13 protein-coding genes and 1 tRNA gene are annotated in these 13,485 nt (G+C 60.3%); 5 read left to right on the plus strand and 9 right to left on the minus strand.

The window, feature by feature from the left end; genetic code table 11:
* Window positions 1-75 precede the first annotated feature (75 nt).
* The 6 genes from H9642_RS04455 to H9642_RS04480 form a co-directional block, all read right to left on the minus strand.
* Window positions 76-1,044 carry a peptide ABC transporter ATP-binding protein gene (locus tag H9642_RS04455; RefSeq protein ID WP_251835186.1) on the minus strand — a complete coding sequence of 323 codons (969 nt, stop codon included), beginning with the start codon at window positions 1,042-1,044 and terminating at the stop codon, window positions 76-78.
* The gene (locus tag H9642_RS04460) at window positions 1,041-2,015 is read right to left on the minus strand and encodes an ABC transporter ATP-binding protein (protein WP_251835187.1); all 975 of its coding nucleotides are present in this window, start codon (window positions 2,013-2,015) and stop codon (window positions 1,041-1,043) included. Before H9642_RS04460 ends, H9642_RS04455 begins: the two co-directional genes overlap by 4 nt.
* 1 nt (window position 2,016) lies before the next feature.
* Window positions 2,017-2,919, minus strand: coding sequence for an ABC transporter permease subunit (locus H9642_RS04465; RefSeq protein ID WP_251835188.1), 903 nt, complete (start codon window positions 2,917-2,919; stop codon window positions 2,017-2,019).
* A gap of 147 nt (window positions 2,920-3,066) precedes the next feature.
* The gene (locus H9642_RS04470) at window positions 3,067-4,077 is read right to left on the minus strand and encodes an ABC transporter permease subunit (RefSeq protein WP_251835189.1); all 1,011 of its coding nucleotides are present in this window, start codon (window positions 4,075-4,077) and stop codon (window positions 3,067-3,069) included.
* A gap of 190 nt (window positions 4,078-4,267) precedes the next feature.
* Window positions 4,268-5,869 carry an ABC transporter substrate-binding protein gene (locus tag H9642_RS04475; RefSeq protein ID WP_251835190.1) on the minus strand — a complete coding sequence of 534 codons (1,602 nt, stop codon included), beginning with the start codon at window positions 5,867-5,869 and terminating at the stop codon, window positions 4,268-4,270.
* 162 nt (window positions 5,870-6,031) lie between these two features.
* Complete coding sequence (locus tag H9642_RS04480; protein WP_251835191.1) at window positions 6,032-6,739, minus strand: SIMPL domain-containing protein; 708 nt, start codon at window positions 6,737-6,739, stop codon at window positions 6,032-6,034.
* A 228-nt stretch (window positions 6,740-6,967) separates the two neighbouring features.
* On the opposite strand from H9642_RS04480, the gene H9642_RS04485 reads away from it, so the two are divergent.
* The 3 genes from H9642_RS04485 to H9642_RS04495 all read left to right on the plus strand — a co-directional run bounded on the left by H9642_RS04485 (window position 6,968) and on the right by H9642_RS04495 (window position 9,868).
* Window positions 6,968-8,224, plus strand: a complete 1,257-nt coding sequence (locus H9642_RS04485; RefSeq protein ID WP_251835192.1) for an ATP-binding protein — start codon at window positions 6,968-6,970, stop codon at window positions 8,222-8,224.
* 29 nt (window positions 8,225-8,253) lie between these two features.
* Entirely contained in the window at window positions 8,254-8,814 is a 561-nt protein-coding gene (locus tag H9642_RS04490) for a response regulator transcription factor (protein ID WP_251835193.1), read from the plus strand.
* A 112-nt stretch (window positions 8,815-8,926) separates the two neighbouring features.
* Window positions 8,927-9,868 (plus strand): AEC family transporter, encoded by a 942-nt coding sequence (locus tag H9642_RS04495; protein WP_251835194.1) that lies wholly within the window; start codon window positions 8,927-8,929, stop codon window positions 9,866-9,868.
* A gap of 75 nt (window positions 9,869-9,943) precedes the next feature.
* On the opposite strand, the gene H9642_RS04500 is transcribed toward H9642_RS04495, so the two are convergent.
* The 3 genes from H9642_RS04500 to H9642_RS04510 all read right to left on the minus strand — a co-directional run bounded on the left by H9642_RS04500 (window position 9,944) and on the right by H9642_RS04510 (window position 11,175).
* Complete coding sequence (locus H9642_RS04500) at window positions 9,944-10,441, minus strand: RDD family protein (RefSeq protein WP_251835195.1); 498 nt, start codon at window positions 10,439-10,441, stop codon at window positions 9,944-9,946.
* A gap of 96 nt (window positions 10,442-10,537) precedes the next feature.
* The gene (locus H9642_RS04505) at window positions 10,538-10,750 is read right to left on the minus strand and encodes a cold-shock protein (protein WP_187807541.1); all 213 of its coding nucleotides are present in this window, start codon (window positions 10,748-10,750) and stop codon (window positions 10,538-10,540) included.
* A 338-nt stretch (window positions 10,751-11,088) separates the two neighbouring features.
* Window positions 11,089-11,175: transfer RNA gene (locus H9642_RS04510), tRNA-Leu, on the minus strand.
* Window positions 11,176-11,281: 106 nt separating this feature from the next.
* Between H9642_RS04510 and queA the strand changes: the two genes are divergently transcribed.
* Together queA and tgt are read left to right on the plus strand one after the other, a co-directional pair.
* The gene (gene queA, locus H9642_RS04515) at window positions 11,282-12,331 is read left to right on the plus strand and encodes a tRNA preQ1(34) S-adenosylmethionine ribosyltransferase-isomerase QueA (RefSeq protein WP_251835196.1); all 1,050 of its coding nucleotides are present in this window, start codon (window positions 11,282-11,284) and stop codon (window positions 12,329-12,331) included.
* A 14-nt stretch (window positions 12,332-12,345) separates the two neighbouring features.
* Complete coding sequence (gene tgt / locus H9642_RS04520; protein WP_251835367.1) at window positions 12,346-13,461, plus strand: tRNA guanosine(34) transglycosylase Tgt; 1,116 nt, start codon at window positions 12,346-12,348, stop codon at window positions 13,459-13,461.
* The last annotated feature ends 24 nt before the right edge of the window (window positions 13,462-13,485 follow it).

A 13,485-nucleotide genomic window follows, 5' to 3' on the forward strand; every position in this document is an offset into this window, starting at 1 on the left:
ATCCACCAGGCTTCCGCTCGGTGGACCGCCACGCGGTGCATCGCCACCTGGTGGATCGATAATGCGCGATCCAGCCTACAGGCTGATCTGCTCGGCGTAATGGCAGGCAACCAATCGACCCTCCAGCGGACGCAGTTCAGGTACCACCTGGCGGCAATGCTCGGTGGCGTAGGGGCAGCGCTGATTGAAGACACAGCCGCTGGGTGGGTTGAGGGGGTTGGGCAATTCGCCGTGCAGCTTGATGCGCGGTTTGCTCGGGTCCGGATGCAGGCGTGGAGTGGCGGCCAACAAAGCCTGGGTGTAAGGGTGCAGCGGTCGGCTGTAGATGCGTGCGCTGGGGCCGCTTTCCATGGTGCGACCCAGATACATGACCAGCAACTGATCAGCGATGTGGCGCACGACCGCCAGGTTGTGGGAAATGAACACGTAGGCGGTGCCGAATTCATCCTGCAAATCCTTGAACAGGTTGAGCACCTGGGCCTGGATCGACACGTCCAGCGCCGAGGTGGGCTCGTCGGCCACCAACACCTTGGGGTTGAGCATCATCGCCCGGGCCAGCGCGATGCGTTGGCGCTGTCCACCGGAGAACATGTGCGGGAAACGCCCATAGTGCTCGGGGCGCAGCCCGACCTGCTGCATCATCGCCTGCACCCGTTCGCGGCGCTCGGCGCGGGATAGCGGCGTGTTGATCAGCAGCGGCTCGGCCAGTTGGTCGCCAATGGTGCGTCGCGGGTTGAGCGAGGCATAGGGATTCTGAAACACCATCTGCACGTCGCGGCGCAGCTGTTTGTGCTGGGCACGGCTAGCGCCGGCGGCTTCCTGACCGGCGATTTGCAGCGATCCGGAGGTGGGCTGTTCGATCAGCGTCAGGGCACGGGCCAGGGTGGTTTTGCCGCAACCGGACTCGCCGACCACCGCGAGGGTTTGCCCGGCCTCCAGTTCGAAGGAAATGCCATTGAGCGCGCGCACCGTGGCAGCGGGTTTGAACAGGCCGCGCGAGACGCTGTACAGGCGGGTCAGTTCGCGGGCAATGACGACGCTCATCGGCGCTCCTCCGGGGTCAGGTTGCGCGGAAAGAAGCAGCGCACCGCACCCCGCGCGTGGGGTATCAACTCCGGTCGCACCTGACAGGCAGGTTGTGCGTAAGGGCAGCGCGGCGACAGCAAGCAGCCTTGGGGGCTGTCGTAACGGCCGGGAACGATGCCGGGCAAGGTCGCCAGGCGCCGGGCGTTGGGGTTATGTTCGGGAATCGAGGCCAGCAGCGCTTCGGTATAGGGGTGCGTCGGCGCATCGAACAGGTCCGGCACCCGGCCCGTTTCCACCACTTGGCCGGCATACATGACGCAGACCCGTTGGGCGGTTTCGGCAACCACCGCCAGGTCATGGGTAATCAGGATCAGTGCCATGCCCTGGTCGCGCTGCAGATCGAGCAGCAAGTCCATGATCTGCGCCTGGATGGTCACGTCCAGGGCCGTGGTTGGCTCATCGGCGATAAGCAGGCGCGGCTCGGCGGCAATCGCCATGGCGATCGCCACGCGCTGGTTCATGCCGCCGGACAGTTGATGAGGGTAGGCATTCAGCCGGCTGGCGGCGGCGGGAATTTCCACCCGCTCGAGCAGATCCAGGGCACGCCGACGAGCAGCCTGGCCCTTTAGATTCATATGCTGATGCAGGACTTCCTCGATCTGGTAGCCGACCGTATAACTGGGGTTGAGCGCGGTCATAGGGTCCTGAAAGATCATTGCCAGCTCTTTGCCGATCAGCCGGCGACGCTGGCGACCGTGCAGGCGCAGCAGGTCCTGGCCGGCGAACTGCAGGCACTCGGCGGTGATCCGGCCCGGCGGGTCGATCAGGCCCATGAGAGCGAGCATGGTCACTGATTTGCCCGAGCCGGATTCGCCGACGATGGCCAGCACTTCGCCCTGTTCGACGGATAAGTCCAAAGCATCGACCACGGGCGGCGCATCGGCGTCACCGAAGCGCACGGACAGGTTGCGGATTTCCAGCAGGCTCATGTCAGGCGGCACTCTTGAGTTTCGGGTCGAGGGCGTCGCGCAGGCCATCGCCCATCAGGTTGATCGCCAATACCGTGAGCAAAATGGCGAGGCCGGGCAGGCTGACCACCCACCAGGCGCGCTCGATATAGTCGCGCGCCGAGGCGAGCATGGTGCCCCATTCGGGCGTCGGTGGTTGCACGCCGAGGCCGAGGAAGCCCAGCGCGGCGGCGTCCAGGATCGCCGAGGAAAAGCTCAGGCTGGCCTGCACGATCAACGGCGCCATGCAGTTGGGCAGCACGCTGACGAACATCAGACGCAGCGGGCCGGCGCCGGTCAGTCGCGCGGCGGTGACGTAGTCGCGGTTCAGTTCGTTGAGCACGGCGGCGCGGGTCAGGCGCACGTAAGCCGGCAGCGAAACGATGGCAATCGCCAGAATGGTGTTGATCAGTCCCGGACCGAGGATCGCCACGATGGCCACCGCCAGCAGCAGCGACGGCAGGGCCAGCATGATGTCCATCAAGCGCATGATGAACGGGCCGAGCAGGGTGGGCGAAAAGCCGGCGAGCAAGCCCAGCAGTACCCCGGGTAGCAGTGAGAAGACCACCGAGGCCAGGCCGATCAGCAGCGATAGACGTGCACCGTGAATCAGTCGGGAAAGCAGGTCGCGGCCCAATTCGTCGGTGCCCAGCAAGAAACGAGCTTGACCGCCTTCCAGCCAGACCGGCGGGGTGAGCAGGTGTTCGCGAAACTGCTCGCTGGGATCGAACGGCGCGACCCAGGGCGCGAACAGCGCGCAGAACACCAGGAGCAGCAGAAAGATCAGCCCACCCAGCGCACCCTTGTTACGCGTAAAGGCGCGCCAGAACTCCTTGAGCGGCGAGGGGTAGAGCAGGGCCGGGTCGAGCGGTGTGGTCGTCGTCATGGCCGTGCCTTTAGCTCGTAGCTTGCCCGTAGGGTGGATGACGCTTCACCCATCCACCCTTGCGCGGCACGACCGGTGGATGAAAAAGGCGTCATCCACCCTACTACAGGGAACCCGCGAAACAGGTCAGGAGACATTGTGGGTTCCTTAGCGCTGATGGCGAATGCGTGGATTGGCCAGGCCATACAGCAAATCCACGGTGAAGTTGACGAGGATCACCAGGCAGGCAACCAGCAGGATGCCGTTCTGCACCACTGGGTAGTCGCGTGCGCCGATGGACTCAATCAGCCATTTACCAATGCCTGGCCAGGAAAAGATGGTTTCGGTGAGTACCGCACCGGCCAGCAGGGCGCCGGTTTGCAGGCCAAAAACGGTCAGCACCGGAATCAGTGCGTTGCGCAGGGCATGCACGAACACCACCCGTGCGGGCGACAGGCCCTTGGCGCGGGCGGTGCGCACGTAGTCTTCACCGAGCACTTCGAGCATGGCCGAGCGTGTCATGCGCGCGATCACCGCCAGCGGGATGGTGCCCAGCACGATGGCGGGCAGAATCAGGTGACGCAGGGCATCTAGAAACGAGCCGGGCTCGTCGCTGAGCAGCGTATCGATGAGCATAAAACCGGTAATCGGTGGAATGTCGTAGAGCAGGTCGATACGCCCCGACACCGGCGTCCAGCCCAGGTTGACGGAAAAGATCAGAATCAGGATCAGGCCCCACCAGAAAATCGGCATGGAATAGCCGGTCAACGACAGGCCCATTACGCCATGATCAAACAGCGAACCGCGTTTCAGGGCGGCAATCACCCCGGCCAGCAGGCCAAGGGTGCTGGCGAACAGCATGGCGGCCAGGGCCAGTTCCAGGGTGGCCGGAAACAGGGCGGTAAATTCAGTCCACACGCTTTCGCGGGTGCGCAGCGATTCGCCGAGATCGCCTTGGGCCAGGCGGCCGATATAGTCGACATACTGCTGGTACAGCGGCTTGTTCAGGCCCAGGCGCTCCATGGCCTGGGCGTGCAATTCCGGGTCGATGCGCCGCTCGCCCATCATCACCTCCACCGGGTCGCCGGGGATCAGGCGGATCAGCGCGAAGGTCAGCAGGGTGACGCCGAAAAACGTTGGAATCAGCAGGCCCAGTCGACGGGCGAGAAAGGCGAACATGGTCTTGGGACTGACTCCGAACAAGAGGTGGAACGGGGATTATCCCGTCTTTGACGCTTCTGTGCAGGCCGAGATAGAGCAGGAGGCGCAGCGCTTGAGCAGAAGGGTTGAGTCATGAATGCTCGAAACCCCTCAGGTAGGGCGGGCGCCGATACCGGGTCGAGGTGTCGGCGCCACGGGCTACAACCCTTTATTTCTCCAGGCTCACGCCATAGAACGAATTGAGGCCGAACGGGCTGACCTTGAAGTCCTTCACCTCGAAACGCATCGGCTGATTGACCGTGGAATGCGCGATGGGGGTAATGGGTACTTGGCGCTTGAGCACCTGCTGGGCCTGGCGGTACAGCTCGCCGCGCTGGGCCTGGTCGGTGATGCGTTTGCCGTCCTTGATCAGCGTGTCGTAGGCCGGGTCGCACCATTTGGAGAAGTTGTTGCCGTTCACGGCGTCGCAACCATAGAGGGTGCCCAGCCAATTGTCCGGGTCGCCGTTATCACCGGTCCAGCCGATCAGCATGATGTCGTGTTCGCCGGCCTTGGCGCGCTTGAGGTATTCGCCCCACTCATAGCTGACGATATTGGTCTTGATGCCGATCTTCGCCCAGTCGGCCTGGAGCATTTCCGCCATCAGGCGAGCATTGGGGTTGTAGGGGCGCTGTACCGGCATGGCCCACAGCGTGAAGGTGGTGCCTTCGGCAATGCCGGCCGCCTTGAGCAGGTCCTTGGCTTTTTCCGGATCGAAGGGCGCGTCCTGAATGTTCTCGTCATAGGACCATTGACTCGGCGGCATGGCATTGACGGCGCGCTGCCCGGCACTCTGGTAAACCGCCTTGATGATCGCCGGTTTGTTCACCGCCATGTCCAGCGCCTGGCGTACCTCCAAGCGATCGAGCGGCGAATGGGTGACGTTATAGGCAATGTAGCCCAGGTTATAACCGGGCTGTTCGAGGATGCGCAGCTTGGGATCACGCTTCATTGCATCAAGATCGGCGGGGCGGGGGTTGAGTGTGATGTGGCATTCGCCGGCCCTTAGTTTCTGATAGCGCACCGAAGAATCGGTGTTGATCGCGAAGATCAGGTTGTCGAGTTTGACGTCGTCCGGTTTCCAGTAATCAGGATTGCCTTTGAAGCGGATCTGCGCGTCTTTCTGGTAGCGGCTGAACACGAACGGACCGGTACCGATGGGCTTCTGGTTAATGTCCGCAGCTCGACCGGCCTTGAGCAACTGATCGGCGTATTCGGCGGAATGGATCGAGGCGAAGCTCATTGCCAGGTTTTGTACGAAGGCGGCATCAACACTGGCCAGGGTGAAGCGAACCTGATATTCGCCGAGCTTTTCCAGCGAGGCGATGTTGCCGTCCATGCCCATGTCGGTGAAGTAGGGAAATTCCGTGGCGTAGGCGGTACGAAATGGATGATTCTTGTCGAGCATGCGCTCGAAGGTGAACAGCACATCGTCGGCGTTGAAGGTGCGGGTCGGTTTGAAATACTCGGTGCTGTGGAATTTCACGCCCTGGCGCAGGGTGAAGGTGTAGGTCAGGCCGTCCTCGGAAACCTCCCAGCGTTCCGCCAGGCCGGGTTCCACCGTGGTGCCGCCGCGTTCGAACTGGGTAAGTCGGTTGAAAACGGTTTCTGCCGAGGCGTCGAAATCGGTACCAGTGGTGTACAGGCCTGGATCGAAGCCAGCGGGGCTGCCTTCGGAGCAGAACACCAGGGTATCGGCGGCTTGGGCCAGTGGCGTGGCGGCCAGCAGTCCGACGGCGAGAAGGGGAGGGAGAAGGGCAATTCTGCGCATGTTGACCTCGGATTGTTATCGTTGTGATCAGAGGCGCGTCAGGCGACGCGATGCGTGAAGCTTTGCAGGCTATTGGCGGAGTGCAAGGAGCGGGGCTTGTTGCGATGGGCCGGGTGGACCCATCGCGTCACGATCTTTTCGATTCTTCGATAAGCTTAGCCGTCAGGGCATCAGCACTTCGATCATGCCGTCGGCATTCACCGTGATACGACTGGTTCCGGCTTCGACCTGCGGGGCGGCGTCGGCGGCTTCCATCATGGTGACCTTGGCCGCGCTGCGGTACAGCATCGGTTGCTGGAAGCCGGAGCTGTTGAGATTGAGATTGACCAATTTGTAACCCTTGCCGCCCAGCGCTTCGCTGGTCAGCTTGGCCCGCTCGCCAAAGGACATAACCGCCTCTTTGAGCAGGTTATCCTCGTGCTGCTTGCGCAGTTCGGGGGAGATGCTGAAGGTCATGTTGCCCATGCTCAAGGTGTTCAGCAGTTCGCCAGTGAGTTGCGACAGCGCAGCGAAATCATCGCTTTCCAGGCGCAGTTCGGCGCGCTCGCGCCAGGCGCGGATCTTCTGGCCTTTGTCGTCATACACCGGATAACTGCGCCGATTGCCCATGCTGGTGGTGACGCCCTTGGCCTGGCGCGCTTGGGTCACGGCGGCGTTGAGTGTCTGGGTGATCTCACTGGCCAGCCGGGTTGGATTGGTGTTTTGCGCTTCGGTGTAGAGGGTGACGTGCATGCGGTCATGGGTCACTTCCTGGCTGACTTCGCTGCGCAGGGAGACTTGGTTGTAGCGAGGTTCTTCGGCGATGGCCGGCACGGCGGTGCACGCCAGGCACAGGGCTAAAACAGAGGGGAGGCGCGAGAAGGCAAGCATGGCTGGATTCCTTGTCCAATCGTAAAGGAGGCGAACAGCATAAACGCAGTTGCGGAGTGTGATGGGCCGTTCTTTGAAAACTTGTTGAGTGGTTCGACTCTGGCTGCAACGCACCTGTTGCGCAAGGTGAGCGGCGAGAGATGAGCAAGCCGCCAGAATTGCGGCGCTTTGCCGCACCGATCAGCCCAGGACGCTCGTTATACTCGCGTGGAATTAATGGAATCTACAATGCGCGCACCTCTATTCATGCTGTCCGCCAGCCGGCAAAATCTCGGCCGGCTGGTCCTGATTCGTATTTTGGTACTGACGGCACAGGCGATGTCGGTGGGGCTGGCCTGGTTATCGGAGCTGGTTGTCCTGCCGTGGGTCGCGCTGGGCACGACCCTGGCCGTTTCCTCCTTGATCTGTGCGGCCACGGCGTTGCGCATGCGTCAGTCCTGGCCGGTCACCGATCAGGAATATGCGCTGCACCTGGCCTGCGATCTGCTCATACACAGTGTGTTGCTGTACTTTTCCGGGGGGGCCGGCAATCCCTTCGTGTCTTATTACCTGGTGCCGCTGACCATCGCGGCGGCCACCTTGCCCTGGCTGTATACCTTGCTGCTCGCCGCGTTAGGCTTGGCCAGCTACAGTGTGCTGCTGTTCTTCCATCATCCTCTGCAGCTGTTGATCACCCTCCAGGGCGAAATGCTCGATTACGGCATGTGGTTGAGTTTCGCGCTGGCGGCGGTGTTGATTACATTCTTCGTGGCCCGTATGGCCGAAGCCTTGCGCTATCAACAGCAACTGCAGGCGCAGCGGCAGGAGGCACTTCTGCGCGACCAGCAATTGCTGGCGGTGGCCGCCCAGGCTGCTGGTGCGGCCCATGAACTGAGTACGCCGTTATCCACCATGAGTGTGTTGCTCAAGGAATTGAGCCAGGAGTACCAGGGGCAACCCATGCTGCAAGATGACCTGGAATTGCTCCAGCAGCAGGTGAAACTGTGCAAGGGCACACTGCAAAACCTGGTGCGTGCCGCTGAGGCTGAGCGGCGCCAGGAAGTGGTGGAACAAACCGTTCGCGAATGGCTGGAAGGCGCCCTGCAGCGCTGGCACCTGATGCGCCCTGAGGCCACTTATCGTTATGAATGTCTGGGGCGCGGCACGCCACCGAGCCTGATGCCGCCGCCACCGCTGACCCAAGCCTTGTTGAATCTGTTGAATAACGCTGCCGATGCCGCACCGGATAACCTCGAAGTCCGCCTGGACTGGGATCATCAGTGGATCAGGCTGAGTATTCGTGACCATGGTGCCGGCGTACCGTTGGCCATCGCCGAACAACTCGGCAAGCCCTTCTTCACGACCAAGGGCAAGGGGTTCGGCTTAGGCCTGTTCCTCAGTCAGGCCAGCGTGACGCGTGCTGGTGGGACGGTAAAACTGTATAACCACGAGGATGGCGGCACGCTCACCGAGCTGCGCTTGCCGCGCGTTTATGGCTTGCACTGATGTGCCTGGCCGCAAGCTGAGGAGAAAGCATGACTGAAGAAACCCTGTTTGAAGGCGAAGAGCACCCTCATATATTGCTGGTGGATGACGATCCTACGTTCACCCGCGTGATGGCGCGGGCCATGGAGCGTCGTGGGCTGAGAGTAAGCGTGGCCGGCTCCGCAGAGGAGGGGTTGGCTGCAGCGCGCCGAGACCTGCCTGAGTACGCCGTGCTGGATCTGAAAATGGAAGGGGATTCCGGCTTGGTGCTGCTACCCAAGCTGTTGGAGCTGGACGCGGAGATGCGCGTATTGATCCTTACCGGTTATTCCAGCATCGCCACCGCCGTAGAGGCGATCAAACGCGGTGCCTGCAATTACCTGTGCAAGCCGGCGGATGCCGATGATGTACTGGCGGCACTGTTATCCACCCATGCGGATCTGGACAGCCTGGTGCCCGATAACCCCATGTCGGTGGATCGCCTGCAGTGGGAGCATATTCAGCGCGTCCTGGCTGAGCATGAAGGCAATATTTCAGCCACCGCGCGTGCGCTGGGCATGCACCGACGTACGCTGCAGCGCAAACTGCAAAAGCGTCCCGTTAGGCGCTAACCGTGTGGTGAATCAAGGCTGAGGCGCTGCTCCTAAGGTCGAAGCGAAGCCAGCGCCAGGTGCTGGCATTGCGTTACCATGCAGGGCTTCCGAACAGCCAAAGTACCTTTGCATGCTTTCCTTGATTTCCCAGACCTTGGGCGTCACTGCTCCGGTCTTTGTCATGTTGTTTCTGGGCGCGCAGCTCAAGCGCGTTGGCTGGATTGACGTTGCCTTCATCAACACAGCGTCCAATCTGGTCTTCAAGGGCACCTTGCCGGCCCTGCTGTTTCTCGCCTTGTTGCGTACCGACCTTGGCACCGCAGTGCAGCCGAAACTGATCGGCTATTTCGTGGTGGCCACGCTGGTCAGCTTCTTCATTGCCTGGGCGTGGGCCATGGTGCGTTGTCCGCGTGAAGATCGCGGTGTGTACGTGCAGGGCGCGTTTCGGGGCAATAACGGCATCGTCGGGCTGGCACTGGCCACCAGCCTGTATGGCGATTACGGGCTGTCGCTGGGTGGCGTACTCGCCGGGGTGGTGATCATTTGCTACAACGTGCTTTCGGCCGTCATCCTCGCGCTCTACAGCCCGAGCGCCAAGTCCGATCCGTGGAGCATTCTCAAGAGCATTTTGGGTAATCCACTGATCATCGGCGTAGTCGCGGCGCTGCCCTTTGCCTATTGGCACATTCCCTTGCCCGCTTGGCTGCTGACGTCGGGCAACTATTTCGCCCAGATGAGTCTGCCGTTGGCGTTGATCTGTATTGGCGCGACGCTTTCCTGGTCTTCGCTGCGCGAGAGCGGGGCATTGGCCATGAGTTCCAGCCTGATGAAAATGCTCTGGTTGCCGTTGTTGCTGACGGTGGGCGCCTGGTGGTGCGGCTTTCGTGATGCCCAGCTAGGCATTCTGTTCCTGTATTTCGCCTCCCCGACCGCGGCGGCCAGTTTCGTCATGGCCAAGGCGGTGGGGGCCAATCATCAATTGGCGGCGGCGATCGTTGCCATCACTACGCTGCTGGGAGTGCTGAGCATCAATATCGGCTTGTTCATCTTGCAATGGGCTGGGTGGATCTAGCGGCGCCTGCCGGAGCCAGCCAAAAGCCACAAGCTGGAGCAGGCTTGCTTGAGGCTTGCAGCTCCGGGCCTCGGCCTACTTCTTGTGCGCATTCTTCGGTAGCTGTACCACGTGGCTGTCGGAATAGATGTCATGCCAGCTGCGCTTTTGCTTATCCCACAGCACCCACAAAAAACCCAGGCCGAAGAACAACCAGGAGCCAATGGCAACAATGAAGCGCAACAGTGCTTGCCAGAGGTCGATGGCTGTGCCGTTGGCGTTCTGGATGCGAATGCCCCATACCTGCATGCCCAGGGTTTGACCTGTGTGGGTCCAGAATTTGGCAAAAAAGCCAAACAAGCTGAACAGCAGAATGGTCGAGAGCAACGGGTCGATATCCAGTGCGCCGCTTTCCGCCATGATCTTTAATTGCTCGCCGCCGTAAATCAGGCGCAGCAGGCCATGCTGATAAACCAGCGTGACGACCATAACCAGCGCAACGCATAACAGGAAATCATAAAAAATGGCTGCCAGGCGACGTGGAAAGCCGGCGGGGGGGAAGTCGCCCTGGGGCTTGAGGGTGTGCTTGGGCATGGAAAATCTCTAATGGCCGGTGCGATCCGTCATTCTAAAAGGGCGGGCACAAAAAAGCCCCTGATGTTGCCATCAGGGGCTCTTCAAAGCAGCGGCTTAGCCCAGGATCTGGACCTTGTCAGCCTGCATGCCTTTTTGGCCTTGTACGGCTTCGAAGGTGACTTTTTGGCCTTCTTTCAGGCTCTTGAAGCCGTTACCTTCGATAGCGCGGAAATGCACGAACAGATCCGGACCGCTTTCGGGGGTGATGAAGCCAAAGCCCTTCTCGTCGTTGAACCATTTAACGGTGCCGGTTTGACGATTCGACATGTCTTATTTCCTTGAAACTAGAGTTGATGGCAGCCTCTATGACAACAGAGGACTGGAACTGGTTGCAGAGAGTAAGAGAAGTCGAGCGGGATGTAGCGGATCTGGAGGATCTACCGCACCAGGTCACGATTCAACAGCGACCCATGCAAACACAGTGAGGCACACTCTACGTAAATCTCAGGCAAAAGCCAACCCCCAGAGCGTGCCTTGAAAAAAGGGCAAAAAGCTCCGGGAAACAAGCTGCATCGATGTCATCGAGGCACAAAGGATAGGGTGAGGAAGACTTGAAGCGTAAGGCAGGCCACAGAAATCCTGCGGCCAGGGGGACAATATTTTTATGGTGCCTCGGGAGAGACTCGAACTCTCACTCTGTCGCCAGAAACGGATTTTGAATCCGCCGCGTCTACCGATTCCGCCACCGAGGCAATGGCGGCGAAGTATAGGGATGTGCCAGCATCCGGTCAATCCCGTTTGCGTGGTCAGATTGCAGTATTTCCGTTAAGCTTTATGCCCCTGCTAAACGGCCACACCATGCGCGTTTCTGACTTTCATTTCGATCTTCCCGACACTCTCATTGCCCGACACCCCCTGGCCGAACGCCGCGCCAGCCGTTTGCTGGTGGTGGATGGGGCGAGTGGGGCTATCGCCCATCGCAGCTTTGTCGATCTGCTTGATTACCTCAGAGCCGGCGACTTGCTGGTATTCAACAACACCCGCGTGATCCCGGCGCGGCTGTTTGGCCAGAAGGCCACTGGCGGCAAGCTGGAGATTCTTGTCGAGCGCGTGTTGGACACGCGGCGCGTGCTTGCCCACGTGCGTTCCAGCAAATCACCCAAGCCGGGCAGTCGCATTTTGATCGAAGGTGGTGGCGAAGCGGAAATGCTTGCCCGCCATGATGCGCTGTTCGAATTGCGCTTCACCGAAGACGTATTGCCGCTGCTGGAGCGTGTCGGGCACATGCCGTTGCCCCCTTATATAGATCGCCCCGACGAAGAGGCTGATCGTGAGCGCTATCAGACCGTTTATGCCGAGCGGGCCGGAGCAGTGGCGGCGCCTACAGCTGGGCTGCACTTTGATGAGGCGCTGTTGGCGGCAATAGGTGACAAAGGTGTAGAAACCGCTTTCGTCACGTTGCATGTCGGCGCCGGTACGTTTCAGCCGGTCCGGGTCGAGCGCATCGAAGATCATCACATGCACCGCGAATGGCTGGAAGTCGGTCAAGACGTCGTGGATGCGGTGGCTGCCTGTAAAGCACGTGGTGGTCGGGTAGTGGCCGTTGGCACCACCAGCGTGCGCTCGCTGGAAAGTGCGGCGCGTGATGGACAGTTGCGTACCTTCAGCGGCGATACAGATATCTTTCTTTATCCGGGCAAACCCTTCCATGTCGTGGATGCTCTGGTAACCAACTTTCACTTGCCCGAATCCACTCTGCTCATGCTGGTTTCGGCCTTTGCCGGCTATGCCGAAACTATGACCGCCTACAAGGCAGCAGTGGAGCAGCGCTACCGCTTCTTCAGTTACGGTGATGCCATGTTCATTACCCGCAATCCCGCTGCGTGCGGCCCCAAGGATCACCCATGACTCGCACTTGTCACATGTCCTTCGATGTTTTTGCCACGGACGGCCGGGCCCGACGTGGGCGCCTGACATTTCCGCGTGGCACGGTGGAAACACCGGCGTTCATGCCAGTCGGCACCTACGGCACGGTCAAAGGCATGTTGCCGCGCGACGTCGAAGCAATCGGAGCGGAAATCATTCTCGGCAATACGTTTCACCTGTGGTTGCGCCCGGGTACCGAGGTGATTAAAGAACATGGCGACCTGCATGATTTCATGCAGTGGAAAGGGCCGATTCTTACCGATTCTGGTGGTTTCCAGGTGTTCAGCCTGGGGGCGATGCGCAAGATCAAGGAAGAGGGCGTGTACTTCGCCTCGCCGGTAGATGGTGCCAAAGTGTTCATGGGGCCTGAGGAATCCATGCAGGTGCAGCGCGACCTGGGCTCGGACATCGTGATGATCTTTGATGAGTGCACGCCGTATCCGGCAGATGAAGACACCGCCCGCCGCTCCATGGAGCTTTCGCTGCGCTGGGCCAAGCGTTCGAAGGCTGCTCATGGCGATAGCTCAGCCGCACTGTTCGGTATTGTTCAGGGTGGCATGCATGAAAATCTGCGCATGCGTTCGTTGGAAGGGCTGTGCGAGATCGGCTTCGACGGCCTGGCCATTGGCGGGCTGTCGGTTGGCGAGCCTAAAGAAGAAATGATCCGCGTGCTGGATTATCTGCCTGAGCGGATGCCGGCTGACAAGCCACGCTATCTGATGGGGGTGGGCAAGCCGGAAGACCTGGTTGAGGGCGTGCGCCGAGGCGTCGATATGTTCGATTGCGTGATGCCGACCCGCAATGCACGCAACGGCCACTTGTTTGTCGAGGGTGGGGTAGTAAAGATTCGTAACGCCTTCCACCGCCATGACACTTCGCCGCTTGATCCTACTTGCGATTGCTATACCTGCACGCACTTTTCCCGTGCGTACCTGCATCATCTGGATAAATGCGGTGAAATGCTGGGTAGCATGTTGAATACCATCCATAACTTGCGCCATTACCAACGCCTGATGGCTGGTTTACGCGAGGCCATTCAACAAGGTACATTGGCCGCCTTTGTCGATGCCTTCTATACCAAGCGCGGGCTGCCAACACCGCCGCTGGCCTGATAAAAGTCGTTTTAACTCATAACG

Source organism: Serpens gallinarum (genome assembly GCF_014836765.1).
In the GTDB taxonomy this organism is placed as follows: domain Bacteria; phylum Pseudomonadota; class Gammaproteobacteria; order Pseudomonadales; family Pseudomonadaceae; genus Serpens; species Serpens gallinarum.

Bases quoted from the DNA above. Each gene is read 5' to 3' on its own strand.
- H9642_RS04495 (WP_251835194.1), top strand. From the start codon at position 8,927: ATGCTTTCCTTGATTTCCCAGACCTTGGGCGTCACTGCTCCGGTCTTT.
- H9642_RS04455 (WP_251835186.1), bottom strand. From the start codon at position 1,044: ATGAGCGTCGTCATTGCCCGCGAACTGACCCGCCTGTACAGCGTCTCG.
- H9642_RS04485 (WP_251835192.1), top strand. From the start codon at position 6,968: ATGCGCGCACCTCTATTCATGCTGTCCGCCAGCCGGCAAAATCTCGGC.
- H9642_RS04490 (WP_251835193.1), top strand. From the start codon at position 8,254: ATGACTGAAGAAACCCTGTTTGAAGGCGAAGAGCACCCTCATATATTG.
- H9642_RS04475 (WP_251835190.1), bottom strand. From the start codon at position 5,869: ATGCGCAGAATTGCCCTTCTCCCTCCCCTTCTCGCCGTCGGACTGCTG.
- H9642_RS04500 (WP_251835195.1), bottom strand. From the start codon at position 10,441: ATGCCCAAGCACACCCTCAAGCCCCAGGGCGACTTCCCCCCCGCCGGC.
- H9642_RS04465 (WP_251835188.1), bottom strand. From the start codon at position 2,919: ATGACGACGACCACACCGCTCGACCCGGCCCTGCTCTACCCCTCGCCG.
- tgt (WP_251835367.1), top strand. From the start codon at position 12,346: ATGTCCTTCGATGTTTTTGCCACGGACGGCCGGGCCCGACGTGGGCGC.
- H9642_RS04505 (WP_187807541.1), bottom strand. From the start codon at position 10,750: ATGTCGAATCGTCAAACCGGCACCGTTAAATGGTTCAACGACGAGAAG.
- H9642_RS04470 (WP_251835189.1), bottom strand. From the start codon at position 4,077: ATGTTCGCCTTTCTCGCCCGTCGACTGGGCCTGCTGATTCCAACGTTT.
- H9642_RS04480 (WP_251835191.1), bottom strand. From the start codon at position 6,739: ATGCTTGCCTTCTCGCGCCTCCCCTCTGTTTTAGCCCTGTGCCTGGCG.
- H9642_RS04460 (WP_251835187.1), bottom strand. From the start codon at position 2,015: ATGAGCCTGCTGGAAATCCGCAACCTGTCCGTGCGCTTCGGTGACGCC.
- queA (WP_251835196.1), top strand. From the start codon at position 11,282: ATGCGCGTTTCTGACTTTCATTTCGATCTTCCCGACACTCTCATTGCC.